Below are 23,415 nucleotides of genomic sequence, written 5' to 3'. Positions count from 1 at the left end.
CCGTGGCCGCGGGGCCAGCGGCAGCGGTGGCCGGCTGCGCAGGCAGCGGCGCGGCGGCGAGCATCGCGGCCATGGCCGCGCATACGACTGGTAGATTGCGCCACATCTTCACACCTCGCTGGAGCCGCGGCGATCCCGCTGCATGCCGGTAGCTGCCGGAACATGCGTCGGGGGCGCATTGTGGTGTTGCCGAGACGTCGACCGGCTTGCTTCAAGATAGCACAGCGCTTGTGTCTCCGGCGGGACATCGCCTTGCCGCCGCGACGCGCCGGGTTCGCTTTTTCCGGGCTTGCGACCTAACCTGAATGACGAATCGCCGAGCGCTGACCAACAAGCAACAAGAATGGGCTTTCGGGACAACGTGATCGGGTTTCGGACTGTTTCCGGGAGGCGCCGCGTATGTCCAGACGATTTCTGTTCCGCCTGCTGGCGGCTGCCACCCTGGCCGCTGCGCCGTCGCTTTCGCTGTCGACTGCAGCGCCGCCCAATGCCGAGGCCTACATCATCTGGCCGCACGATGGCACGGTCATCAGCGGCGGCAAGTTCTGGGTGCGCATGGGCCTGCGCAATATGGGCGTCTGCCCCAAGGGCGTCGAGTCGCCGCGCTGCGGGCACCACCACCTGCTGGTCGACACCGAGCTGCCGCCGCTGGACAAGGAAATCCCTTCGGACAAGAACCACCTGCACTTCGGGGCGGGCGAGACCGACGCGCGCCTTGAGTTGCCGCCCGGCAAGCACACGCTCCAGTTGCTGATGGGCGATGCCAAGCACGTGCCGTTCGAGCCGCCGATCTATTCGAAGAAGATCACGGTCACGGTGAAATAACGGTGCCGCGCGCGCCGCAGATGCCGAACCAGGCCGATCAGCAAACAGGGGAGAGCACCATGTCCAGACTACTTGCCGCGGCTGTCTTCGCCGCCAGCCTGCTGCTGTCAGCGGTGGTGCAGGGTGGCTCGACGCCGGCGCCGCCCAACGCCTACCTCTATATCGGCTGGCCCAACGACGGGCAGACGATGCCCGCGGGCAAGCCATTCAAGGTGTGGTTCGGGCTGCGCAATATGGGGGTGGCGCCGAAGGACGTGAAGTATCCCAATACCGGGCACCATCACCTGCTTGTCGATGCGGATCTGCCGCCGATGGACAAGGAAATCCCCAATGACCGCAATCACCTGCATTTCGGGGCGGGGGAGACCGAGACCATGATCGAGCTGCCGCCTGGCAAGCATACGCTGCAGCTGCTGATGGGCGATGACAAGCACATTCCCACCAACCCGCCGGTCTATTCGAAGAAGATCACGATCTACGTGAAGTGACCCGGACCTTGCGGTGACGGCGGCTCGCGTGCGCCGCCGTATTTCTTGCGCCGGCTCCGCGAGTGTCGCGTGCCATCCAACACCGACGCGCGATCTGTTGGTTGCGCCCCGCCAGTACGCCTTGACGCCAGCTCGCCGCGCATTCGCGGCCGGCGCCGGCGGCAATGAAAAACCCCCGTGTTTACAGGCACTTCCGTGATCCGCGCGGGCATGGCGCTGGAGCTGGCATGCTCCCTGCTGTTGTCTCTTCCAACCCGATGCTCGAGACCAACCCCCTAGACAACACCTTCCGCTGACCCCATGCATATCGGGGTTGGTGCGCGCGTCCGCGCGCACCACAATACAAACAGACTTCGCGGCCCCCGGCATGTCATGGATAACTCAAGTGCATGCCGCCGGCCGTCGTCGCACGCAGGAACCCATCGTGCCCGAATCCATCATTGCCTCGCCCGGGGTTACGTCAACCGCCGCGCCGCACCGTACTGCCTGGCTGACCGCGCTGGCTGCCTGCACGGCGCTGCTGGCAGGCTGCGCCGACTTCCGGCCGCCGGTGTACCAGCGCCCGGAAACCCCGGCCAAGGCCGAATGGACGCGCCAGGGTTCGATCACGGTGTCGCCGGCCGAAGCGGTGCAGCCCAACTGGTGGCACGGCTTCAAGGATCCCTACCTGAACAAGCTGATCGAACAGGCACTGGGCGGCAACTACGACATCAAGGTGCTGGCGGCGCGCATCCGCGTGGCCAACGCGCAGATCGGCGAGGCCCGCGCGGGAGCGCTGCCCGTGATCGGTATCGGCGCCAGCGCGAATTTCCAGAAGACCTCGGGGCAGAAGTCCATCACGACCTATAACGCCGCCGCCCAGCTGAACTGGGACATCGATATCTGGGGCAAGGTCGAGAAGGGCGTGCAGGCGCAGACCGCCGAGTTCAACGCGACCGAGGCCGACTGGCGTGCCGGCTACCTGACGCTGGTGTCCAATGTATCGACCACTTACTTCCAGATCCTGCAGTTCGACGAGCAGATCGAGCAGCAAGCGCGCACCGTCGCCAAGAACGGGCAGATCCTGTCCACCTTCCAGGCGATGTACCAGAACGGCCTGGTGCCCAAGATCCGCGTGATGCAGCAACAGGCGGAAATCAACCGTCTCAACAAGGACCTGCTCGAACTGCGCCGCTCGCGCGATGTGGCCGAAAACGCGCTGGCGACGCTGGTCGGCGTGCCTGCGGGCAATCTCAAGGTCCCGCCAGGGCGCCTGCAGGACCGCGTGCAGCCGCCCGCGGTGCCGGCCGGGCTGCCGTCGCAGCTGCTGGCGCGCCGTCCGGATGTGGTGGCCGCTGAATACCGCGTGCTGGCGGCCTACAACATCGTCGGCCAGGCACGCCTGGCGCAGTTGCCCACCATCAGCCTGACCGCGAGCGGCGGCGCCGCCAGCATTGCGCTGAACTCCCTGCTCAAGTCATTCACCTTCGGCCTGATGCCCAGCATCAACCTGCCGATGCTCGATCCCAACGTGCGGGCGCGCGTGAAGACCACCGAGGCGCAGGTGGGCGTGGTGGAAAACGAATATGGCCGCACCGTGATGACCGCGTTCGAAGAGGTGGAGAGCGCACTGGTCAACGTCGACGCGCACAAGAAGCAGCGCATCGAGTTGCAGCAGCAGGTTGAGCAACTGCGCGTCGTGTCCGCGCAGATCGAGGCGCAACTGAAAGAGGGCGTGGTCTCGCAGCTGGAAGTGTTTGAGACCGAGCGCTCGCTGCTGGCCGCGCAACTGCAGTTGTTGGCGGTCCACCAACAGATCCTGGCCGACACCGTCACCCTGTACAAGGCGCTTGGCGGCGGCTGGCCCGATACCGATGTGCGCAATGCGGCCTCGAATCCAGTGCAATAAGTGCTGCCAGAGGTTCCGTGGCGGTGTTCATGTGATGCCGGCGTAAGCAACGCGTTGTGCAACGCGTTCGTAGCCCTGGCCGCTTGCCCCGCTGCATGTGCCGCTCCCGTGCCAACCGCGCGTCCCGCGCCCGATTGACTAGCCTTAGCCGTCGCCTACTATGTTCTTAGTCGCTTCACCCCCCTGGCCTGCCGCCGCGGCAGCCGCGCTGTTGGCTCGCTGGAAACATGGCTCCTGACGAAGCACTGATCATGGAAATGCCGGTGAAAATGGCCCAGGGATTCGCTCGGGAGTTCTCTCAGGATCTGGCACAGGAATTCGATGTATTCCTGACGCCCGTCGCGCGCCCCGAGCTGGGCGAGATCCGCATCGACGAAGACCTGTTCGCCGTCGGCCGCAGCGAACTGCCGTTCGCCGCCTACCCGGAAGACCTGGCCGCGCCGCTGTCGCGCCGGCATGCGCGCATCTTCGCCGAGCATGGCGCGGTCTATGTGGCGGATCTCGGCAGCAAGAACGGCACGCGCGTGAACGGCGCGGCGGTGGCGCGCCAGCCGGCGCAGCTCAGCGATGGCGATGAGGTGGCCTTCGGCCCTGCGCTGTCGTTCCGGGTCCGGCTGTCGCCGCGCGCGCCGCAGCCCGAGCCGCCGCGGGTGGCGGTGACGCTGGTGCCCGAACGCGGCGATGTCGGACTGCAGCCGCTGCACGTGGACGGCTTCCCGTACCTGATCAGCAAGGCCGACGATGCCTTCGCGCGCTACCGCGACAGTTATCCGCAGCAGGTCAACTACCTGTCGCGGCGCCACGCGCACGTGTACCTCAAGGGTGGCGTGCCGTTCGTGGAAGACCTGGGCAGCACCAACGGCACCTTCGTCAACGGCAAGCGCCTGGCAGACCACGGCGTGCCGCTGGACGACGGCGACCTGATCGCCTTCGGCGGCAACCACTTTGTCTACCAGGCGCAGGTCCAGCGCACGGGCGATGGCGATGCCACCGCGACGCGCTCGATGCTGCAGCCCGTCGCCGCAGCACCGGACACGCCGGCCGCTTCCCCGGCGCCGGCCGCACGCGACGAGGATGACCGCACCACCTTTGTCGGCGCGGCCGATTCCTTCCTCGACATCTTCTGCGTCGACTATGCCGCGCAGCAGGACGACGAGGTCAACGCCGAGGCCGAGGCACAGGCCGCGGCGGCCACGGCGGCGCACGACGGCGCGCAGGCACGCCGCAAGCGCGGACGTGCCGCGCTGCTGCTTGCGGAAGGCGCCAGGCTGTTCGGCCTGGACGATCCCGCACGCACGCGGCGCGCGGGGCGATGGGGCGGCGCGTTGCTGTTGCTCGCGATACTGGCGGGCGCGGCCGTGTACTGGCGCGGTGCGGCGGAGCGCGAAGTGCAGGCCTTGTTTGCCGCCGGCGATCACGCCCGCGCGGCGCAGGCCGCCGACGACTACCTCGCGCGTCATCCCGACGATGCCCAGGTGCAGGCCCTCGGCGCCGAGGCACTGATGCGCGCTTACGTGCCCGATTTTGCAGCCAGGCTGAAGGCCGGTGATGTCAGCGGCGCCGATGCCGCGCTGGCCCGGATGCGCAAGCCCAGTGCGCACAACGCCGATGCGCGGCCGCTGGTGGCCGAGCTCGACTGGATCGGCCGGCTCGAACGCTTCACCGCGCAGCGCGGCGCCGACGCGCCGATCCGCCTCTACACCGACGAGACCCCGATCCGGCAACTGCTGGCGTACTGGAACCAGGACACCACCGCGCACCAGCGCGCACTCGGGCGCATCGCGGCCGATGTGCCGGCGTTCCGCGATCTCTATGCCGATGCGCTCAGTGATGTGCGCCGCCTGCAGAACGATGCCTCGGTCTACCTGGCGGCGATCGACCGGCTGAACGCCACCATCGCTGCCGAACTCGGCCGCGACCGCCCGGAGGCGTTGCAGCCGGTCATCGCCGAGTACCGCGAGAAGTATCCGCGCCTGGCCGGGCTGGACCGCGTGCAGTCAGACCTGGACCGCTACACCGCGCTGATGCAGGCACTGCGCGCGCGCCGGCCCGGGCCGCTGGTGGCGCGGCTGGCCGACAGCCGCTTCGCCACGCCGCCGTTCCAGGCGCAGTTCAACCACCTGGCCGCGCGCCTGCCGCCGCCGGAGATGGTGCGCCAGTATGCCAGTGCGGCCAGGGCGTGGCAGCAGGGCGACAGCGCCGCGGCGCTCGCGGGGATCAAGCAGATCAGCGGCGGCCCCTGGGCCGATGACCTCGCGCGCGACCTGTCGCACAAGCAGAAGGTGGCGGCGCAGTTCGCCGAGTTGCAGTCCGCGCGCGGCAGCAAGGACTATGAGGACCGGCTGCTGGGCTTCTACGCCATGCTCGATGCCGACGAAGACGGCCATTTCGCCAGGGCGGTCGAGGCCGACGTCAACGGCGTGCGCGACAGTGCCCTGCGGCGCGCGCGGGAGCTGATGGGCAGCGCCGTCGCCGCATGGAAGCAATACCGCAGCAATGGCGTGATCGGCAGCGAGCAGCGGCTTGAGCCCGGCATCTCGCCCAAGTTCCGCGCGCAGGCCCGATTGCTGTCGCAGGCGCTGGGAGATGCGCGCCAGGGCATGCGCATCTTCACGCAACTGCGCGCGGGGGAAAGCGCCGACCTGGCGCAGCTCGCCAAGATCGAGGAAGAGATCCGCGCCGAGGCCGACCAGCAGCGGCACGCGCTGCGCGAGCTGCGCACCGTGCTCGATCCCGCCGTGCTCAAGACCAAGCTGGAACTGATCGGCGGTGAAGACACCGGCAAGGCGCCGGAACCAGCCGCGGCCGCCGCGGCGCCACAGCAAGCGGGGCAGCCATGAAGGACGATGCCCGCCAGGGCGGCCTCAAGCCACTCTCCGAGGCGCTGGAAGACCACAGCGCCGAGGGCATTGGCCTGTTGAGTGCCGAGCCGTCGCGCCTGGGACTGCTGACCATCGTCACGACTTTCGCGCTGGTGCTGTGCGGGCTGGTGTGGTCCTTCGTCGGGCATGCCGATGTCATTGTCACGGCGCAGGGCACGCTGGCGCCGGAATCCGAGGTACGCCGCTTCTATGCCCCGGTGGACGGCGAGCTGGCTGACCTCTACGTGGCCGAAGGGCAGCCCGTGTCCAAGGACGACGTGCTGGCGCGCCTGAATGCTCGCGGCGCGATCGAGGCCGCGGCCAATGCGCTGGAAGCGCAGCTCAAGCTGGAAGACTCCGAGCGTGAATGGAAGCAGTTCCCCGACAAGAAGGCGCTGATGGAACGCCGCGCGGCGGCGCTCAAGCAGCAGATCGACGTGGCCACGCGCCAGCACGAGACCCGCATCGCCGAAGGCACCACGCGGCTTGCCGAACAGCAGCGCGCGCAGTTGCAGGAAGCGCGCAGCAACCTCGAGAACGCCCGGCGTGCGCGTGAATTCGCGCGCCAGGAGCAGGACCGCTACGCGCGCCTGCTGGCGTTGCCGGGTGGCGGTGGCGTTTCGCAGTCGCAGGTGGATGCCAAGCGCGCCGCGGCGCAGGACGCCGAGAACAACCTGCGCGTGGCGCAGTCGCGGCTGGCAGAGCTGGACGCACGCCTGGGCCGCGAGCTTACCCAGGCCAGTTCCCAGCTCGAAAGCAGCGGCCAGGACCTGGCCGGGCTGCGCGTGCAGTACGACGCGGCGCTGCGCGAGATCGCCAACACCGAGGACAAGCTGCGCCTGCAGGTGCAGACCGCCCGCCTGGTGGCGGACGCGGCGGCGCGCATCCGCTTCGAGAACATCGACAAGGACAACTTCCTGCTGATCCTGGCGCCGGTGTCGGGCGTGATCACCGATGTCACCTCCACCCAGCGCGGCGACAAGGTACAGGCCAACACGCCGCTGGGCGGCATTGCCCCCAAGGATGCGCGCCCGGTGGTGAAGATCGTCATCGCCGAGCGTGACCGCGCTTTCCTGCGCGAGGGCCTGCCGGTCAAGCTCAAGTTCAGTGCCTTCCCGTACCAGCGCTACGGGATCATCGAGGGCACGCTGGAATTCATCTCGCCCGCCACCAAGCCGGGCGGGCCCGACAAGCAGCCGGTCTACGAGGGCCGCGTGCGCCTGGCACGCGACTACTACGCCGTGGCCGACAACAAGTATCCGTTGCGCTACGGCATGACCGCGACTGCGGAGATCGTGGTGCGCGAACGCCGCCTGATCGACCTGGGGCTGGACCCCTTCCGAGAGGTGGCCGGCTAGCGTTGCCGGGGCAGTCGGGGGAAACACAAGCACAGCAGCCTGGCGCGCAAGCGCGCGGGGCCGCCAAAGGAGCCGAGAAAATGACTGGCATTGTGCGTATCGACGACGAGGTGCTCGGCGTCGAGGAGTTCGTGCGGCTGCTCAAGCTGACCGGGCAGTTCGAAGGGCTGATCGAGCAGATCGTGCGCGACAAACTGACGGTGCACGCGGCGAAGCGGCAAGGCATGGTGGTTACGCCCGAGGAGATCCAGGAACGCGCGGACCAGTTCCGCCGCGTGCAGGGCCTGCATCGCGCTGCCGACATGAACCACTACCTGGATGCGCTGAACATCAGCCTGGATGAGTTCGAGGCCTTTGTCACCGACAGCCTCTACCAGGAGCGGATGATGGAGCAGGTCTGCAGCGAGGCCGCGGTGCAGGCGTACTTTGCGCTCAACTCGCCGCGCTTCGACAGCATCGAGGTCAGCCATATCGTGGTCGACAGCGAGGGCAAGGCCAAGGAGCTGATCTCGTACCTGCAGGATGATCCGGATGCCTTCGCCGAGATGGCGCGCGAGCATTCCATTGCCGACACGCGCGAGCGCGGTGGCGAGATCGGCAAGGTGCTGCGCGGCTCGCTCAAGACCGATATCGAGGCCAAGGTCTTCAACGCCGAGCCGGGCGACCTGCTGGGGCCGTTCCCGGCGGCTGACCGTTCCTTCTTCGAGGTCTTCCTGGTGCGCAGCAAGCACCCGGCCACGCTGGACAGCGAGGTGGCGGTGGAAGTGCGCCGCCTGCTGCGCGAAGACTGGCTGATGGCCAGGGCGCAGGAACATGTCATCGAAGCCCGCTAGCGAGTCCGGCCAGGCCGGTGATCGCGCCGCCGCGGCTGCCCCGGACCAGCCGGAGGCAGGATCGGCGCTGGCCGCCTTTCTTGCCTCTGTCGAGATCCTGTCGGTGCTGACGCCGGAGGAGCTGGCACGCCTGGCGGAAGCCGCGCAGGTGCTGACCTTCGGTTTTGGCGACACCGTCTGCAATGCCGGCGAAGCGGCGCCGGGCTTGTTTGTCGTCAAGTCCGGCTCGGTGCGCGTGTTCAACGAGGAGCACGGCAAGGAAATCAGCATGGGTGTGCGCAAGGCCGGCGAGGTCTTTGCCGATATTGCGCTGCTGCGCGACTACCGGCATGAGTCGTCGGTGCGCGCCTCGGGCAAGGCCGAGCTGCTGATGATCCCGCGCAGCGTGGGCGAGCCCGTGGTGGCGGGCAACCCGGCGGCGCTTGCGTTTATCACCAGCTATGTCGCGATCAGTTCGGCCGGCGGCTTTGTCGCGCGGCTCTTCGACCTGCGCGGCAAGCTCGACAAGCAGGAGCTGGAAGACGCCGTGCGCAGCGTCGGCGTCAAGCGCGTGGCGGCCGGCAAGGAGATCCTGAAGCAGGACGGGCGCGAGGATCGCCGCCTCTATGTGGTGCGCCAGGGCACGGTGCGCATCGTGCGCAGCGAGGAGGGCAGCGAGTTCCCGCTGGCCACGCTGGGGCAGGGCGATATCTTCGGCGAGCGCGCCTGCGTGATGCGGCAGGAGCAGCTGGCCTCGGCCATCGCCGAGACCGACGTGCGTCTGCTGGTGATCCCCGAGAAGACGGTGCAACTGATCCTGGAGCGCAACCCGCGCCTGCGCGAGGTGCTGGAAGAGCGCATCCGCGTGCTGGACCGCGAGCTGCATCGGCAGAAGAAGCTGGCCGAGCGGCGCAAGCGCCCGGTGCTGCTGGACCTGCATTCCAAACCGGAGTTGGGCGAGAAGCTGATCCGCCGCTTCGCGCTGGTGGAGCAGGCCGAGGAGATGGATTGCGGCGCGGCCTGCCTGGCGATGATCTGCCGGCACTACGGCATCCCGATGACGCTGGGCAAGCTGCGCGAGATGGCCAACGTGACCACCCAGGGCGCCACGCTGGACAGCCTGGCACGCGCCGGCGAATCGCTCGGCTTCACCACGCGCGGGGTGCAGTGCACGCGGGATTCGCTGATGGGCTTCGAGCTGCCCTTTATCGTGCACTGGGAGGGCTACCACTACGTGGTGGTGTACGGGATCTCGTCGCGCTGGGTGTGGGTGGCAGACCCGGCCATCGGCTTCCGCAAGATGAGCGCGGAGGAGTTCGAGCGCGGCTGGAGCGGCACCTGCCTGCTGTTCAGGCCGGGCGAGAGCATGACCCAGCTGGCGGTGTCGCGCTCGCCGTGGCTGCGCTTTATCGGCTACCTGGCGCCGTACAGGAAGATCCTGGCGCACCTGTTCCTGGCCACCTTTGTGATCCAGATGCTGGGGGTGGTGCCGCCGCTGATCATCCAGAACATCCTGGACGGCGTGGTGGTGCACCAGAACGTGGGGTTGCTGCACCTGCTGATCGTGGGGCTGATCATCTCAAGCGTGTTCTCGCAGCTGATGGCGACCATCCGCGCCTACCTGGCCAACTTCATGGTGCGCAACATGGACTTCGCCATGATGTCGCAGTTCTTCAAGCACACGCTGTCGCTGCCGCTGTCGTTCTTTGCCAAGCGCAAGACCGGCGACATCTTCGCGCGCTTCCAGGAGAACCAGACCATCCGCGCCTTCCTGACCGAGTCGACGGTGACCACGGCGCTGAATCTGCTGATGGTGTTTATCTACTTCACCATCATGTTCCTCTACAACGTCAAGCTGACCCTGCTGCTGATCGCCTTCGTGATCCCGATCGCGGCGCTGACGGTGGTGGTGACGCCGAAGGTCAAGACCTATGCGCGCGAGGTGTTTTCGGCGTCGACCGATGCCAAGGCCTACCTGATGGAGACGCTGGGCGGCGCCGAGACCGTCAAGGGCATGGGCATCGAGCGCCCGGTGCGGCTGCGCTGGGAGCGCAAGTACGCCAAGGCGCTGGACGCCCAATACCGGGCGCAGGCCTTCCATATCCTGGTGGGGCTGGTGAGCCAGCTGCTCAACGCCGCCACCACCATCGCGGTGCTGTGGGTGGGCGCGACGCTGGTGCTGGAGCGTGAGCTCACCATCGGCCAGCTGATTGCCTTCAACGCCTTCATGGGCAGCGTGCTGGCGCCGCTGATGGGGCTGGTGGCGTTATGGGGCCAGCTCAACGATGCCGCCGTGGCGATGGAGCGCCTGGGCGACGTGCTCGACCTGGAGCCCGAGCAGAAGCCGCAGGACGTACTGTCGCGCGTGATGCTGCCCGACCTGCAGGGCGAGATCGTGATGAAGGACCTGTACTTCCGCTACGGCGGCGAAGACACGCCCTACGTGCTGGAGAACATCAGCTTCGCCATCCGGCCGGGCGAGATGGTGGCCATCGTCGGGCGCAGCGGCTCCGGCAAGACCACGCTGGCCAAGTTGCTGGTGGGCTTCTACAAGCCCACCGAGGGCTCGATGTCGGTGGACGGCTACGACCTGAACGTGATCGACGCGGCCTTCTACCGCGCGCAGGTGGGCTACGTGATGCAGTCCAACCTGCTGTTCTCGGGCACCATCGCCGAGAACATCGCCTGCGGCGACGACAGCCCCGACCGGCGCCGTATCGAGGAGGTGGCGCGCATGGCCGACGCCCATGCCTTTATCAGCAAGCTGCCGCTGGGCTACGAGCAGGTGGTGGGCGAGCGCGGCATCGGGCTTTCCGGCGGGCAGATCCAGCGCCTGTGCATTGCCCGCGCGCTGTACCACGACCCGCGCCTGCTGGTGTTCGACGAGGCCACCTCGGCACTCGACACGCAGTCAGAGAGCAACATCCTGGCCAATATGCAGGAGATCCTGCGCGGGCGCACCGCGGTCATCATCGCGCACCGGCTCAGCACCATCATGCAGGCCGACAAGATCCTGGTGCTGTATGAAGGCGCCATCGTCGAGCAGGGCCGGCATGAGGAGCTGATCGAGCGCAAGGGCATGTATTTCCAACTGGTGCAGAAGCAACTGAGTGCCGCATGAAGCTATATAACCAGGGTGCCACCCCCGCCTCGGCCACCTCGCCGGTGTCGTTCGCCGGCCTGATCGAGAAGATCGAGATCCTGCGCTCCACGCTGCGCTGGTCGTCGCGGCTTGACCGGCCGGAGATCGAGAAGCTGCTCAAGCAGGCCACCACGCTGCGCGACGAGGTGATGGGGCTGTCGCACAAGGAGCGCTTCGTGCAGGCGGCGTCGGCCGAGGCCGCCCCGCCGCAGGAAGAAGTCGAGCGCATGCCGCGCGAGCGCCGGCAGGCGCTGGTGGAGCGCAGCTTTATTTTCGAAGGCACCTTCGGCGACAACCCCAAGTTGCTGGAGGCGCTGGAGATCGCCGAGAAGGCGGCGCCGACCGACCTGCCGGTGCTGATCGATGGCGAGAGCGGCACCGGCAAGGAGCTGATGGCCAAGGTGATCCATGCCAATGGCTCACGCACCGACAAGCCGTTTATCTCGGTCAACTGCGGGGCGATTCCCGACAGCCTGCTCGAATCCGAGCTGTTCGGCCACAAGAAGGGCGCCTTCACCGGCGCCAGCAACGACCGCCGCGGCAAGTTCGAGAGCGCGCATACCGGCACCATCTTCCTGGACGAGATCGGCGAGCTGCCGCTGACCGGGCAGGTCAAGCTGCTGCGCGTGCTGGAAGCGCACGAGATCCAACGCGTGGGCTCGGACGAGGCGATCTCGGTGGATACGCGCATCGTCGCGGCGACCAACAAGGACCTGCGCCGCATGAGCCAGGCCGGCACCTTCCGCGAGGACCTGTTCTATCGCCTGAGCGTGATCCACGTCAGCCTGCCGTCGCTGCGCGAGCGGCGCGACGAGATCCCGCTGCTGGTGTCGTACTTCAGTGACGAGGCCGCCGGCATGCTCAAGCGGCGGCCGCTCAAGCTGACGCCGCGGCTGCGCGACTTCCTGCTGCACTACGACTACCCGGGCAATATCCGCGAGCTGCGCAACCTGCTGTACCGGTTGAGCTGCCTGGCCGGCGATACCGCCGACCTGGCCCATCTGCCGCAGGATATCCGGCCGAAACCCGCCGCGCTGGCGGTGGTCGGCGCGGGCACGGCAGCCGCGGACATCACCATGGCGACGTCGCTGAGCGAGGCCAAGCGCGCCGCCAGCGACGAGGCCGAGCGGGCCTTCCTCGAACGGGGCTTGCAGGAAGTCGGCGGCACCGTCGCCGAACTGGCGCGGCGCTTCGACATGAACCGCTCGCACCTGCAGATGCTGCTGAAGAAGCACGGCATCCACTCGAAGGACTTCCGCGCCAGCCGGCAGGCCGAAGGCGGCAAGGGGTAGCAGGGGGCAGGGGGCCGAGGCTGCTGGCGGTCGTGCCTTCAGGCGTCCAGCTCGGGATTGACCAGCGTCTTGTCTGAGCCGTAGGGGTCCGCCGCACGCAGCACCACCACCGACACGTTATCGCGGCCGCCGGCATCAAGCGCCATCTGCACCAGCGTCTGCGCGGCCTGCGCAACGTCCTGCTGTGCCAGCACCGCCGCGATGTCGTCATCGTCGACCTCGTTGCTCAGGCCATCGCTGCACAGCAGGTAGACGTCGCCATCGGCCACCTCGGCCAGCAGCTGCTCCGGCGCCAGCGTCGGGGCCGCGCCGACGGCGCGTGTGATGGTGTTTTGCGCGGGGTGGTGGCGCGCTTCTTCCGGTGTGATCAGCCCGCGCGCCAGCAGGCGCTCGACCTGGTTATGGTCGCGCGTGAGGCGGGCGAACTGGCCGCCACGCAGCCGGTACAGGCGGCTGTCGCCGGCCCACACGCAGGCGCATCGGCGATCGCCCGCAAGCAGCACCACCACCGTGCTGCCGATGCAGCGCACGCCCAGGCGCGCCGCTTCATCGACCAGTGCCAGGTTCACGCCCTGCAGCGCCGCGCGCGTGGCGTCGACCCGGTCTTCCAGCCGGGGGTGCGGCGGCAACGTGGCCAGCGCCTGTACCACTGCCTGGCTGGCGAAGTCCCCCACGGCATGGCCGCCCATGCCGTCGGCCACCGCCCACAGGCCCTGGCCGGGCAGGTCCAGGCAAGCGTCCTCGTTGCGTTCGCGCACGCGCCCGACGTCCGTGCATGCGGCCGAGGTCCACTGGAAGTGCGAGTCGAAACCCAATCTCTTGTCTCCGGTCCGCGTGAAGCCCCGGACTAGCCGGGACGCTGCACGGCGGCGCTGGCTCTCAGATCAGCATCAGATCAGCCGGCCGTCGTTCCTCGCGCCCTGGTCGCCCTGGACATTGATATTGGCGTTTGGCGCGTTGTTGCGGATATCGATGTTCTGGAACTGGTTGTTCATCTGATCAGCATAGAAGCTGTAGTTGATCTCGCAAAAGTTGATCACTGCCCCGAGCGGCAGCGCAGACGAGGGTACGAACGGGCGGATCCACCCGAATACCCGCTGCCCGCCGGCGCCGCGCACGCCGGCCATGGCGGCGGTACCGGTATGGAGCAAGGCACGTGCCACAGCATGGGTGCGGCAGAAGGATGGCTGGAAACCCAAGGCTGGCGCAGGCCGCAGGGCGGGGTGGGGACAACGGGACGCACGCCGGCAGGCCAGCCACGTTGGCGTGGACCCGACACCCCGGCCAGCCAGTGCGGGCATTCACCCACCACAGCGTACGCATCGCGCGATCCCTCCCGCCAGCCCGCCCAAGCCTCGCGGCGCGCGGCGAATGGTGGCTGCCAGCCAACAGATCGGCCGCCATGCGGTTGGCTGCCATCCGACAGTCCATCCCCTCCAGAACCCTCGGATTCCCGCCAAACCGTTGCCCTGCCGTGCCTTCCTGGTATTGGCATGGTTGATGCGGTTGGTCTGGCATGAAGCAGCAATGCCTGCAGCAACCAGACAGACCGAGGCCAGCCATGAACATCCAGGAAAAACAAGAACGCGCTACCGGCGGCGACGATCGTTTCGCCGACCCGCTGCCGCTCGGCGCCCACCTGGTCACCGAACGCCACGGCTACGCCCATCATGGGATCTATGCCGGCGCCGGCCGCGTCATCCACTACGCCGGTTTCGCCCGCTCCCTGCAAGCCGCCCCGGTTGAAGAAACTACCCTCGAATCGTTCGCCGCCGGTTTCGGCATCGCCGTCAAGCCGGAACCCTGCGCCCGCTTCGCCGGCCGCCAGGCCGTCGAACGCGCCCGTTCCCGCGTGGGCGAAAACGCCTATCACTTGCTGACCAACAATTGTGAGCACTTCTGCTCCTGGTGCCTGTCAGGCGAAAGCCGCAGCGAGCAAGTGGAAACATGCATGCGCCGCCCGCGCGCCGCGCTGCAAATCGGCTGGCTGCTGCTGGGCGTGCTGCTGCAAGCCCAACTGGGCGGCCTGAACCTGGGCCTGAGCCTCGCCTGAGGCGCGCGGCCATCACCGAATCAAGGAGACTGCCATGTCCGGACTGATCGACTGGGAACTGCGCTGCAACCTGTGCGGACAAGCTTGCCACCGCAGTTGTGCCACTGCCGCCGCCAGTTGCGCCCGCGGCCGCCGCCGGCCGGGGCGCCGTGCCCTGCGCCATGCCGGCCGGCCGACGCGCCTGCCGTCGTCCGGCCGCCTTGCCGGGCGAGGCCGCCGGGACGGATCCGCCACCGCCGGCGAGCCGGGCAGGTGCGGATTTTGATATACTCCGGGCCGTCTCCAGGATCACCGCGCCCGCGGTTCCCGATCCTGGCAGTCCTGTCCCTCGCCGTAGTTCAATGGATAGAACGAGCGCCTCCTAAGCGCTAGATACAGGTTCGATTCCTGTCGGCGGGACCACAACCAGGCCTTCCCCCCAAAAACCCCCTCAAACACGGCAGCGCAAGGCCCCGATCTTTGCCAGGCGGTTCCTTTTTTCCCACGCGACATACCGCCGTACAAGACTTGGCTGCCACCCAGCGCGAGGCGCAAGCTGGCAGCGCTCCCCCTTCACGGCCGGTATCTGCCGCTCGCTGCCTTGACAGATGCTGTCATCGAGAAGCATTCTCAACACGTTACTGAATCTTACGACAATGGCACAATCGATAGCTGTGCAATTGTGGTAGCTGCCGATCCCAAAGCAATGTGATGGCTAACCCGCCGCTGCTTTAGCGAACTTTTGCCGAAGAAGGTGGAAAATGTGGGCCAAAGCGGACCCGCCCGCTGCGACTTCGGGCGAACCCTCATGGGTGGTTCTGTAATTTGCTGTAATGATTGAGTGCTAGTCTGGCAATAAAGGAATGCCAGCGGTGGAGAAAGAATTGCGAGTGCTGTTCACGAACTTTCACCGGGGAAACGGTGGAGGGCATGACACCTATGTCATCAACCTGCTGGCAGGGCTGGCGCCGGCACATGAAGTGACCGTGGCGGCTCCCCGGACCAGCCGTCTGTTCCGGCTTGCCAGTGGGCAGGCAGGCGTCGAGGTGGCGGCGGTTGATTTTGCGCCCCGAGGCCTGCGCTGGCTGCGCGAGCTGTGGGCGCTCTGGCGGCTCATTACCCTTGGGCGCTTCGATATCATCCATGTCAACGGTTCAGCCGACCACAAGCTGATCATGCTGGTGCGCCTGGTTGCCTTGCGCCGGCCGCGCGTTGTCTATACAAAGCACAACGATCACCGCAGCAACAGTGTCGGCAACTGGCTGCGCGCGTGGCTTGGTACCCACCACGTAATTGCGGTCAGCGACTATGTCGCCCGGAAGCTGCACACCTCCCCGTACAGCCGTGTGCCGGTGACCACCGTGTCCCATGGCATCGACATGGGTCACTTTGCACCGCCGGCGCCGGCAGAGGCCGATGCGCTGCGGGCGCGATACTTCGGTGCGGGCTCGGCATGCACGGTCTTCGTCAGTACCGCGGGTACCCGCTACGAGAAGGGCTGGACGGACCTGCTGGAAGCCGTTGCACAATTGCCCGTCCACTTGCGTAGCGGTGTGCGCGTAATCCTGGCTGGCGAAGCGCCCTTGCCATGCATGACCGGGAAGGTCGCCGCGCTAGGACTCGGCGGTCAGGTCGTTTTTACGGGCTTGCTGGACGATGTTCGCCCCACCCTGGCGGCAGGGCACACCGCCTTTGTGCTGTCGCGGAGCGAGACGTTGTCGTTTGCCTGCCGCGAAGCAATGGCGATGGGCCTGCCGGCACTGGTTTCCGATGCCGGCGGCCTGCCCGAGAACGTGACCGACGGGCAGGACGGCTGGGTGGTGCCATGCGCCAACATCGAGGCACTACGGGCGCGGCTGGAGCAAATCCTGTCGGCGCCCGAGCGGCTGGCCGAGATGGGTGAGGCTGCCCTGTCAAAGAGTCGGGCGTACTTTGGCATGGATACCTTCGTCGCCGGCACACTCGCCGTGTACCACGCGGTGCTCGAGCCGGGAGCGCGGCCTCAACCCCTTCCAGCCGCGCTGACCCGGAGCCCCACCCAGTAACCGCGCGCCTCGCCCGCCATGTCGATCCCGATCCTGACCTATCACCAGATTGATAGCGTGCCGCCCCATGGCGCGCCGTTTCGTGGCCTGACCGTCAGTCCCGCGCAGTTCCGCCAGCAGATCGCCTGGATGCGCCGGCTGGGCTATCGCGGCCTGTCGATGCGCGAACTCATGCCCTATGTTCGGGGCGAGTCTACCGGCAAAGTGTTCGGGATTACGTTTGACGACGGTTTCCGCAATGTCCACCGGCATGCGCTGCCCGTCCTGACGGAGTTCGGCTTTAGTGCCACCAATTACTTTGTGTCCGGCCAGATCGACGGCAGCAATGTCTGGGACGCCAGCCAGGGCGTGCCGCCTGCTCCGCTGATGAATGCCGAAGAGGTGCGGGAATGGGCCCGTCTCGGCCAGGAGGTTGGCGCCCATACGGTCGACCACGTGCACCTGCCGGCATTGCCGCCGGCGGAAGCCCGCCGGCAGATTGAAACCTCCAAGGCAGTGCTGGAGGACTTGGTGGCGATGCCGGTCACGGCGTTTTGCTACCCTTATGGCGAACAGCAGGCGGTGCACCGGGAAATGGTGCGCGAGGCCGGCTACGATAACGCCACGCTGACGCAGCGCGGGCTGGCGTGTGCCGATGACAACCCTTTCGGCCTGCCGCGTGTCAATGTGCATTGCGGCACCACCCTGTTCCGCTTCCTGCAGAAGTGCCTGACGCGGCATGAGGACAAGCGGCGCGGCGACTGACCTCAGGCTGCGTTACAGTGGACTAGCCCGACGCCGGGGACAACATTCCGTTGCACATCAATCCTCCAAACTCCGGAGAGATCGCCATGGAACTGAAATACAAAGGCCGCGAGATCTCGATCCAGGCCAAAAAGGACGCGAGCGGCCAGTGGGACTGGTCATATGGCATCCGCGGTCACGGACACCGGCACAACACCGGGGCGCTTGCTCCTTCGGAATCGGTCGCGATCGATAACGCCTACGCGTCCGCGAAACGGGAGATTGACCAGGCCACATCGGGCGACGCCAACGACTGACCCTTCCTGAGCTCTCACTAGTGGAGAAAGACATGGATCTCCAAGGGTTCACGTATTACCGCGACCACTGGTATGAAGCATCGGCAACGTCCCTTGGCGTTGGCGGGCCCTGGCAAGGTGAGGTGACCATCTGCGCGAAAGCGGCAGATGGAGCGCCACTCAAGGTCTTCGATCACCATCTTGTTCCGGGCCTGTTCTTCAGCGAAGGCGAGGCATGGCAGCATGCCTCGGACTGGGCCAGGACGCAGATCGATGCGCGCTTTGGCTAGCGCGCACCATCGGTTCCCCAGTGCTCACGCCGCACTGCGCTCGGCGATCAGGACGTTCGCAGGAATCTTCAGGTCACGGTGCAGCCGCCGGATCATGGCCAGACTCAGTGCGCGCTTGCCATTCAGCACTTCATATACGCGGTTGAGGTTACCCAGGTACGGTTGCATGTCGCGTGGCGTGAGGCCAGCTTGTTCCATGCGAAAGCGGATTGCGGCGATCGGATCCGGCAGATCCAGTGGAAAGTGCCCGGCTTCATACCGTTCCACCAGCATGGAGAGGATTTCCAGCTTGTCGCCCTCAGGCGTATCGGGCGCAGGGTCTGCGTCGACCAGGGCGGAGACCGCGGCCAGCGCTTCCTGGTAGTCGGCTTCGGTGTGCAGGGGGCGGATATCCATGGTGATCACTCCATTTCCACGGTGGCGGCATCAATGCGGTCATAGTCGAGATGGGTGCCGACGAACTTCACGTAGACGATGCCCAACCGGTATGCGACAGCGACGATGAGCCGGTACTTGTTCCCGCCGAGATTGAAGACCATGCGATTGTTGCCAACGAAGCTGGCACTGGCATAGCGCGCCTTGATGTCCCTGGGCGCGGTCCAGGCCGCGCAGCGGGCTTCTTCATGCCAGGCAAGCAACGGTTGCCTGGCTTCGGGGTGGAAGTTGCTGAATTGCAGCAAAGACCTCTTCGCTATGATTCGCATGTGGGCAATGCTAGTCCCAAAATGGGACTGCGGCAAGAGTGGGTGGATGTCGTCCACTGCCGAGCATACCCACGATCAATGCGCGCTCGTCTTCGAAAACAGCTGAATGACGGCGACGCCGGCAATAATCAGACCAATCCCCGCGCAAGCCGCCAGGTCCGGCACCTGCCGGTACAGCACCACCGCGATCAGCGACACCAGCACGATCCCGGCCCCGCTCCAGATCGCATAGGCAATCCCTACCGGCACTGTCCGCATCACCAGCATCAGCAAATAGAACGCTGCCACATAGCCGGTCACGACCAGCACGCTGGGGACCAGCCGCGTAAAGCCTTGTGACGCTTTCAGGCTGCTGGTGGCGATGACTTCGGCGACGATGGCGAGGGCAAGAAGCAGGTATCCGTTCATGGGAGCGCACAAGTGGGTGGGCCGAAATGGGCCGAAGCCGGCATCTTAGCGTCCCCGCATGTTGCGCCAAAGCCGCGTCCCTCCCTTGCGGTGGTTGTGCAAAGCTGCGATGGGGGATTGAATGTGGATATAAAGGCGAAAACAAGCGGGCGCATGGCCGGCCCGCGGCACAAGAAAGTCCTATAAAGCAGTCGCGGTAGTTAGCCCGACCAAGCCGGCACGAACCTCACGATGCCGGCGGCGGGCATGGGGTAAGGGGAGCGGTATGCATCACATTGGCATCGACGACACGTCCGCCTGGACGTCTTCGCAGCCCGGGGACGGGGAGCCCGCGCCGGACGCGAATCCGTGGCAGGACACCATTGCCGCGGCGGACCACGCACTGGAAGAGGCCTCGCGCATCCAACGCGGCGTGCAGCACAACCTGAAGCTGTTGCAGGAAGTGCGGTCGCTGCGCGAGGAGTTGCGCAAGGCCCATGCCGAGGTCGATCGCTACCGGGGCATGCATGCCCGGGTGGTGGTCAGCATGCGTCAGCTGGACGACGACCATATGGGGGAAATGAGCCGGCTCCAGGCGGCGAGCGAGATGCTGCAGGTGCGCCATCGCGTCTACAAGCTGATGGCCGAGCACTACGCGCGCGTGGCATTGAACCTGGATCCGGAAACCTTCGCGGCCCACCGCGACCGCGTGCTGCAGCATGTCCTGTTCCAGCGCCGCAGGGGCGTGTCGCCCGACCATATCGGCTACGCGGACGTGGCTTTCCTGATGCTCTAGCGCCTGAAGGGCGATGCTCAGGCGGCGCGCTGGCGCAGCGCGTGGAACGCCAGCATGCCGCCCACCACGCCCCAGAACGCAGAGCCGACACCCGCCAGGGTCATGCCGGACGCCGTGATCATGAAGGTCAGCAGCGCGGCCTCGCGCTCTGCCGGGATTTGCATGGCCACGGTCAGGCCGTTGGCGATCGAGCCCATCAGCGCGAACGCGGTCACGCCCACCACCAGCGCTTGCGGAAAGGCCGCAAACAGCGCCGCGATGCTGGCGGCCAGCGTGCCCGCGACCAGGTAGCCCACGCCGCAGACCACGGCCGCGGTATAGCGGCGGTTGCGGTCGGGGTCGGCCTGCGGGCCGGTGCAGATGGCGGCGGTGATCGCCGCCAGGTTGACGCCGTGCGAGCCGAACGGCGCCAGCACGGCCGAGGTCAGGCCGGTGATCGAGATCAGGCGCGAAGCCGGCACGTGGTAGCCGTCGGCTTGCAGCACGGCCAGCCCGGGGATGTTCTGCGAGGCCAGCGCCACGATGAACAGCGGAACCGCCATGCTGACCAAGGCCGACAGCGAAAACGCCGGCGTGGTCCACACCGGCACCGCCAACGCCAGCCGCACGCCCGAGAAATCGAGCTGGCCGAGCATGCCGGCGATCACCGCCCCGGTCAGCAGCACCCCTGGCACCGCATAGGCCGGCCATAGCCGTCGACCGAGCAGGTAGGCGGCGAACATCGCCAGCAGCAGCACAGTCTGGTGCTGCGCCTGCACGAACACATCCACGCTGATGCGGAACAGGATGCCGGCCAGCAGGGCAGAGGCGATGCTGGCCGGCAGGGCGCGCATCAGCTTGTCGAACCAGCCGGTCATGCCGGCCGCGGCCATCATCAGCCCGGCCAGCAGGAAGGCGCCGATGGCTTCCGCGTAGGGCACGCCGGGCAGGCTGGCGATCAGCAGCGCGGCGCCGGGCGTGGACCAAGCCACCACGATCGGCACGCGCAGCGCCAGCGACAGGCCGATGGTGGTGATCCCCATGCCCATCGACAGCGCCCAGATCCAGGACGAGATCTGGGCATCGGTCAGGTGGGCGGCCTGGCCGGCCTGGATCATCAGCACCAGCGAACTGGTATAGCCGGTGAGCGTGGCGACCAGCCCGGCGACGAGCGCGGACACGGACAGGTCGGACAATTTCAGTGAAGCGGTGGTCATCGGAAGGGGCGGCGGCAGGCTATTGGCACGGCCGACATCTTCGCATGAGCGCCTTGGCCGTACCAATTTGCCGCGGCGGCATCCCGAAATCGCGGTTGACGGGGCTTTCCCTTACGGACTTTTCCGACTGGAGCGGGCAGGGGGTCGTTGTTATGCTGGCTTCGTGCCTTGCGAGCAGGGCACCGAGGAGAGACTCTTGGGCCCGCAGTGCGCGGGCCCTTCTTTTTTGGGGCCGGCCTTGGCCCGGCCCCGGTCGTCTACAATGCGGGCTGCCGTGCCACGCCAGCCCTGGCTGCCAGGCCGTCCCTCCTTTCTCTCGTCGTCTCGTTTTTTTTCCCATGGCCCTGTTTTCCATTACCGACGCCCAGCTTGCCTTCGGGCACGTGGCCCTGCTCGATCACACCGACTTTTCGCTGGAGGCCGGCGAGCGCGTGGGTTTGATCGGGCGCAACGGCTCGGGCAAGTCCTCGCTGCTGAAGATCGTGGCGGGGCTGTCGGCGCCGGACGACGGGCTGATCGCGCGCCAGAGCGGCGTGACCAGCGCCTACGTGCCGCAGGAGCCGCAGTTCGAGGCGGGCATCACCGTGTTCGACGCCGTCTCCCAGGGCATGGGCGATGCGCACGACCTGCTGGTGCGCTACGAGGCCGCCGCCGACCGCGTGGCCGAGAACCACGACGACGAAGCCGCGCTCGCCGAATTGCACCGGCTGCAGTCCGAGCTGGACGCCGCCGGCGCCTGGCAGCTGCGCACCCGCGTGGAAACCACGCTGGCACGGCTTGGGCTGGATTCGCACACGCGCGTCGAGGCACTGTCCGGCGGCCTGCAGAAACGCGTGGCGCTGGCGCAGGCGCTGGTGGCCGAGCCCGACATCCTGCTGCTGGACGAGCCCACCAACCACCTCGACGTGGAAGCGATCCGCTGGCTGGAGGACCTGCTGCTGGGCTTCCGCGGCAGCGTGCTGCTGATCACCCACGACCGCGCCTTCCTGGACCGCGTGGCCACGCGCATCATCGAACTGGACCGCGGCCGGCTGGTGTCCTTCCCTGGCAACTTCGCCGCCTACCAGGCGCGCAAGGAAGAGATGCTGGCGGCCGAGCAGGTCGAGCAGGCCAAGTTCGACAAGCTGCTGGCGCAGGAGGAAGTGTGGATCCGCAAGGGGGTGGAGGCGCGCCGAACGCGCAGCGTGTCGCGCATCCAGCGGCTGGTGGCGATGCGCAACGAGCGCGCCGCGCGGCGCGAGGTACAGGGCAACGTCAAGCTGGAAGTGTCGCAGGCCGACCGCTCCGGCAAGATCGTGTCGGAGCTGACCGACGTCAGCAAGGCCTATGGCGACAAGGTGGTGGTGCGCGACTTCACCGCCACCATCATGCGCGGCGACAAGGTCGGCCTGATCGGCCCCAACGGCGCCGGCAAGACCACGCTGCTGCGGCTGATCCTGGGCGAACTGGCGCCGGACAGCGGCACCGTGCGCAATGGCAGCAACCTGCAGGTGGCGTACTTCGACCAGATGCGCACCGCGCTGGACCTGGAGCGCTCGCTGGCCGACACCATCAGCCCGGGCAGCGACTGGGTCGAGGTCAACGGCCAGCGCAAGCATGTGATGAGCTACCTGGGCGACTTCCTGTTCGCGCCGGAACGCGCGCGCTCGCCGGTCAAGTCGCTGTCTGGTGGCGAGCGCAACCGGCTGCTGCTGGCGCGCCTGTTTGCGCGCCCGGCCAATGTGCTGGTGCTGGACGAGCCGACCAACGATCTTGACATCGACACGCTGGAACTGCTGGAAGAACTGCTGCAGGACTACAGCGGCACCGTGTTCCTGGTTTCGCACGACCGCGCCTTCCTGGACAACGTGGTGACCTCGACCCTGGCCGCCGAGGGCGATGGCGTGTGGCGCGAGTCGGTGGGCGGGTATTCCGACTGGGTCGAGCAGTCGGCCCGCAGCGCGGCGCTGCAGGCGGCGCGCAAGCCAGAACAGAAATCGGCGGAGCCGGCCCGGGGCAAGGATACGCGCGAGGCGCGCGGCGCCAACCGGACCGTCAAGCTGTCCTACAAGGAGCAGCGCGAGCTGGACGGCCTGCCGGAGCGCATTGCCGCGCTGGAAACGGAGCAGAAGGCGATCTCGGCGCAGCTGGAAGACGGTTCGCTCTATGTCAGCGATGCGCCCAAGGCCGTGCAGCTGGGCACGCGGCACGACGAGATCGAGATGGAACTGCTGGAAGCGCTGGAGCGCTGGGAAGTGCTGGAAGCGAAGTCGAAGGGCGAGGGCGGGTGAGCGCCTGGCT

The 23,415-nt window shown here is 66.9% G+C and carries 21 protein-coding genes and 1 tRNA gene; 16 read left to right on the top strand and 6 right to left on the bottom strand.

Annotated features, from left to right (window positions below):
- The first annotated feature begins 399 nt into the window (after window positions 1–399).
- The 8 genes from RS901_RS00490 (at window position 400) to RS901_RS00455 (ending at window position 12,666) form a co-directional block, all read left to right on the top strand.
- On the top strand, window positions 400–825 hold the full coding sequence (locus RS901_RS00490) for a DUF4399 domain-containing protein (protein ID WP_316150857.1): 426 nt from the start codon (window positions 400–402) through the stop codon (window positions 823–825).
- A gap of 59 nt (window positions 826–884) precedes the next feature.
- Window positions 885–1,313 (top strand): DUF4399 domain-containing protein, encoded by a 429-nt coding sequence (locus RS901_RS00485; RefSeq protein ID WP_013957496.1) that lies wholly within the window; start codon window positions 885–887, stop codon window positions 1,311–1,313.
- 367 nt (window positions 1,314–1,680) lie between these two features.
- Window positions 1,681–3,201: an efflux transporter outer membrane subunit gene (locus RS901_RS00480; protein ID WP_316150855.1), complete on the top strand. Its 1,521-nt coding sequence runs from the start codon at window positions 1,681–1,683 to the stop codon at window positions 3,199–3,201.
- A 227-nt stretch (window positions 3,202–3,428) separates the two neighbouring features.
- Window positions 3,429–6,041: an FHA domain-containing protein gene (locus RS901_RS00475; RefSeq protein ID WP_316150853.1), complete on the top strand. Its 2,613-nt coding sequence runs from the start codon at window positions 3,429–3,431 to the stop codon at window positions 6,039–6,041.
- On the top strand, window positions 6,038–7,420 hold the full coding sequence (locus RS901_RS00470; protein WP_013957493.1) for an HlyD family efflux transporter periplasmic adaptor subunit: 1,383 nt from the start codon (window positions 6,038–6,040) through the stop codon (window positions 7,418–7,420). The genes RS901_RS00475 and RS901_RS00470 overlap by 4 nt, the downstream gene beginning before the upstream one ends.
- A gap of 80 nt (window positions 7,421–7,500) precedes the next feature.
- Complete coding sequence (locus RS901_RS00465; RefSeq protein WP_018313441.1) at window positions 7,501–8,253, top strand: peptidylprolyl isomerase; 753 nt, start codon at window positions 7,501–7,503, stop codon at window positions 8,251–8,253.
- Window positions 8,234–11,353, top strand: coding sequence for a peptidase domain-containing ABC transporter (locus tag RS901_RS00460; protein ID WP_316150845.1), 3,120 nt, complete (start codon window positions 8,234–8,236; stop codon window positions 11,351–11,353). The genes RS901_RS00465 and RS901_RS00460 overlap by 20 nt, the downstream gene beginning before the upstream one ends.
- Window positions 11,350–12,666, top strand: coding sequence for a sigma-54 interaction domain-containing protein (locus RS901_RS00455; RefSeq protein ID WP_114131784.1), 1,317 nt, complete (start codon window positions 11,350–11,352; stop codon window positions 12,664–12,666). The genes RS901_RS00460 and RS901_RS00455 overlap by 4 nt, the downstream gene beginning before the upstream one ends.
- Before the next feature lie 38 nt (window positions 12,667–12,704).
- Here RS901_RS00455 and RS901_RS00450 read toward each other — a convergent pair whose 3' ends face one another.
- Both RS901_RS00450 and RS901_RS00445 read right to left on the bottom strand, forming a co-directional pair.
- A complete protein-coding gene (locus RS901_RS00450) occupies window positions 12,705–13,481 on the bottom strand; it encodes a PP2C family protein-serine/threonine phosphatase (RefSeq protein WP_316150842.1) in 777 nt (258 codons plus the stop codon).
- A gap of 75 nt (window positions 13,482–13,556) precedes the next feature.
- The gene (locus RS901_RS00445; protein ID WP_316150841.1) at window positions 13,557–13,793 is read right to left on the bottom strand and encodes a hypothetical protein; all 237 of its coding nucleotides are present in this window, start codon (window positions 13,791–13,793) and stop codon (window positions 13,557–13,559) included.
- A 434-nt stretch (window positions 13,794–14,227) separates the two neighbouring features.
- Here RS901_RS00445 and RS901_RS00440 point away from each other — a divergent pair, with 434 nt between their 5' ends.
- From RS901_RS00440 to RS901_RS00415, 6 genes are all read left to right on the top strand, one after another.
- Window positions 14,228–14,719, top strand: coding sequence for a lecithin retinol acyltransferase family protein (locus tag RS901_RS00440; protein WP_316150840.1), 492 nt, complete (start codon window positions 14,228–14,230; stop codon window positions 14,717–14,719).
- Window positions 14,720–15,046: 327 nt separating this feature from the next.
- Window positions 15,047–15,121: transfer RNA gene (locus RS901_RS00435), tRNA-Arg, on the top strand.
- A 440-nt stretch (window positions 15,122–15,561) separates the two neighbouring features.
- Window positions 15,562–16,743: a glycosyltransferase family 4 protein gene (locus RS901_RS00430; protein ID WP_316150839.1), complete on the top strand. Its 1,182-nt coding sequence runs from the start codon at window positions 15,562–15,564 to the stop codon at window positions 16,741–16,743.
- A gap of 18 nt (window positions 16,744–16,761) precedes the next feature.
- A complete protein-coding gene (locus RS901_RS00425; protein WP_316150838.1) occupies window positions 16,762–17,487 on the top strand; it encodes a polysaccharide deacetylase family protein in 726 nt (241 codons plus the stop codon).
- 86 nt (window positions 17,488–17,573) lie between these two features.
- Window positions 17,574–17,783: a hypothetical protein gene (locus RS901_RS00420; protein WP_018313432.1), complete on the top strand. Its 210-nt coding sequence runs from the start codon at window positions 17,574–17,576 to the stop codon at window positions 17,781–17,783.
- A gap of 32 nt (window positions 17,784–17,815) precedes the next feature.
- A complete protein-coding gene (locus tag RS901_RS00415) occupies window positions 17,816–18,052 on the top strand; it encodes a hypothetical protein (protein ID WP_316150837.1) in 237 nt (78 codons plus the stop codon).
- 24 nt (window positions 18,053–18,076) lie between these two features.
- Here RS901_RS00415 and RS901_RS00410 read toward each other — a convergent pair whose 3' ends face one another.
- The 3 genes from RS901_RS00410 to RS901_RS00400 all read right to left on the bottom strand — a co-directional run bounded on the left by RS901_RS00410 (window position 18,077) and on the right by RS901_RS00400 (window position 19,164).
- The gene (locus RS901_RS00410; protein WP_316153612.1) at window positions 18,077–18,448 is read right to left on the bottom strand and encodes a transcriptional regulator; all 372 of its coding nucleotides are present in this window, start codon (window positions 18,446–18,448) and stop codon (window positions 18,077–18,079) included.
- Between the two features lie 5 nt (window positions 18,449–18,453).
- Complete coding sequence (locus RS901_RS00405; protein WP_316150836.1) at window positions 18,454–18,756, bottom strand: type II toxin-antitoxin system HigB family toxin; 303 nt, start codon at window positions 18,754–18,756, stop codon at window positions 18,454–18,456.
- A gap of 75 nt (window positions 18,757–18,831) precedes the next feature.
- Window positions 18,832–19,164, bottom strand: a complete 333-nt coding sequence (locus tag RS901_RS00400) for a DMT family transporter (protein WP_010813574.1) — start codon at window positions 19,162–19,164, stop codon at window positions 18,832–18,834.
- 265 nt (window positions 19,165–19,429) lie between these two features.
- Here RS901_RS00400 and RS901_RS00395 point away from each other — a divergent pair, with 265 nt between their 5' ends.
- Entirely contained in the window at window positions 19,430–19,939 is a 510-nt protein-coding gene (locus RS901_RS00395; RefSeq protein WP_316150835.1) for a hypothetical protein, read from the top strand.
- 17 nt (window positions 19,940–19,956) lie between these two features.
- On the opposite strand, the gene RS901_RS00390 is transcribed toward RS901_RS00395, so the two are convergent.
- Complete coding sequence (locus RS901_RS00390; protein WP_316150834.1) at window positions 19,957–21,135, bottom strand: benzoate/H(+) symporter BenE family transporter; 1,179 nt, start codon at window positions 21,133–21,135, stop codon at window positions 19,957–19,959.
- Window positions 21,136–21,473: 338 nt separating this feature from the next.
- Between RS901_RS00390 and RS901_RS00385 the strand changes: the two genes are divergently transcribed.
- A complete protein-coding gene (locus tag RS901_RS00385) occupies window positions 21,474–23,405 on the top strand; it encodes an ATP-binding cassette domain-containing protein (protein WP_316150833.1) in 1,932 nt (643 codons plus the stop codon).
- The last annotated feature ends 10 nt before the right edge of the window (window positions 23,406–23,415 follow it).

Source organism: Cupriavidus sp. BIC8F, assembly GCF_032465815.1.
GTDB lineage: Bacteria > Pseudomonadota > Gammaproteobacteria > Burkholderiales > Burkholderiaceae > Cupriavidus > Cupriavidus necator.
Note: the sequence above shows the minus strand (reverse complement) of the source record. Positions and strands in the feature narration are given on the sequence as shown.

Coding starts and splice junctions, on each gene's coding strand:
- RS901_RS00490 (WP_316150857.1), top strand. CDS start 400: ATGTCCAGACGATTTCTGTTCCGCCTGCTGGCGGCTGCCACCCTGGCC.
- RS901_RS00485 (WP_013957496.1), top strand. CDS start 885: ATGTCCAGACTACTTGCCGCGGCTGTCTTCGCCGCCAGCCTGCTGCTG.
- RS901_RS00480 (WP_316150855.1), top strand. CDS start 1,681: ATGTCATGGATAACTCAAGTGCATGCCGCCGGCCGTCGTCGCACGCAG.
- RS901_RS00475 (WP_316150853.1), top strand. CDS start 3,429: ATGGCTCCTGACGAAGCACTGATCATGGAAATGCCGGTGAAAATGGCC.
- RS901_RS00470 (WP_013957493.1), top strand. CDS start 6,038: ATGAAGGACGATGCCCGCCAGGGCGGCCTCAAGCCACTCTCCGAGGCG.
- RS901_RS00465 (WP_018313441.1), top strand. CDS start 7,501: ATGACTGGCATTGTGCGTATCGACGACGAGGTGCTCGGCGTCGAGGAG.
- RS901_RS00460 (WP_316150845.1), top strand. CDS start 8,234: ATGTCATCGAAGCCCGCTAGCGAGTCCGGCCAGGCCGGTGATCGCGCC.
- RS901_RS00455 (WP_114131784.1), top strand. CDS start 11,350: ATGAAGCTATATAACCAGGGTGCCACCCCCGCCTCGGCCACCTCGCCG.
- RS901_RS00445 (WP_316150841.1), bottom strand. CDS start 13,793: ATGGCCGGCGTGCGCGGCGCCGGCGGGCAGCGGGTATTCGGGTGGATC.
- RS901_RS00440 (WP_316150840.1), top strand. CDS start 14,228: ATGAACATCCAGGAAAAACAAGAACGCGCTACCGGCGGCGACGATCGT.
- RS901_RS00430 (WP_316150839.1), top strand. CDS start 15,562: ATGCCAGCGGTGGAGAAAGAATTGCGAGTGCTGTTCACGAACTTTCAC.
- RS901_RS00425 (WP_316150838.1), top strand. CDS start 16,762: ATGTCGATCCCGATCCTGACCTATCACCAGATTGATAGCGTGCCGCCC.
- RS901_RS00420 (WP_018313432.1), top strand. CDS start 17,574: ATGGAACTGAAATACAAAGGCCGCGAGATCTCGATCCAGGCCAAAAAG.
- RS901_RS00415 (WP_316150837.1), top strand. CDS start 17,816: ATGGATCTCCAAGGGTTCACGTATTACCGCGACCACTGGTATGAAGCA.
- RS901_RS00410 (WP_316153612.1), bottom strand. CDS start 18,448: ATGGATATCCGCCCCCTGCACACCGAAGCCGACTACCAGGAAGCGCTG.
- RS901_RS00405 (WP_316150836.1), bottom strand. CDS start 18,756: ATGCGAATCATAGCGAAGAGGTCTTTGCTGCAATTCAGCAACTTCCAC.
- RS901_RS00400 (WP_010813574.1), bottom strand. CDS start 19,164: ATGAACGGATACCTGCTTCTTGCCCTCGCCATCGTCGCCGAAGTCATC.
- RS901_RS00395 (WP_316150835.1), top strand. CDS start 19,430: ATGCATCACATTGGCATCGACGACACGTCCGCCTGGACGTCTTCGCAG.
- RS901_RS00390 (WP_316150834.1), bottom strand. CDS start 21,135: ATGACCACCGCTTCACTGAAATTGTCCGACCTGTCCGTGTCCGCGCTC.
- RS901_RS00385 (WP_316150833.1), top strand. CDS start 21,474: ATGGCCCTGTTTTCCATTACCGACGCCCAGCTTGCCTTCGGGCACGTG.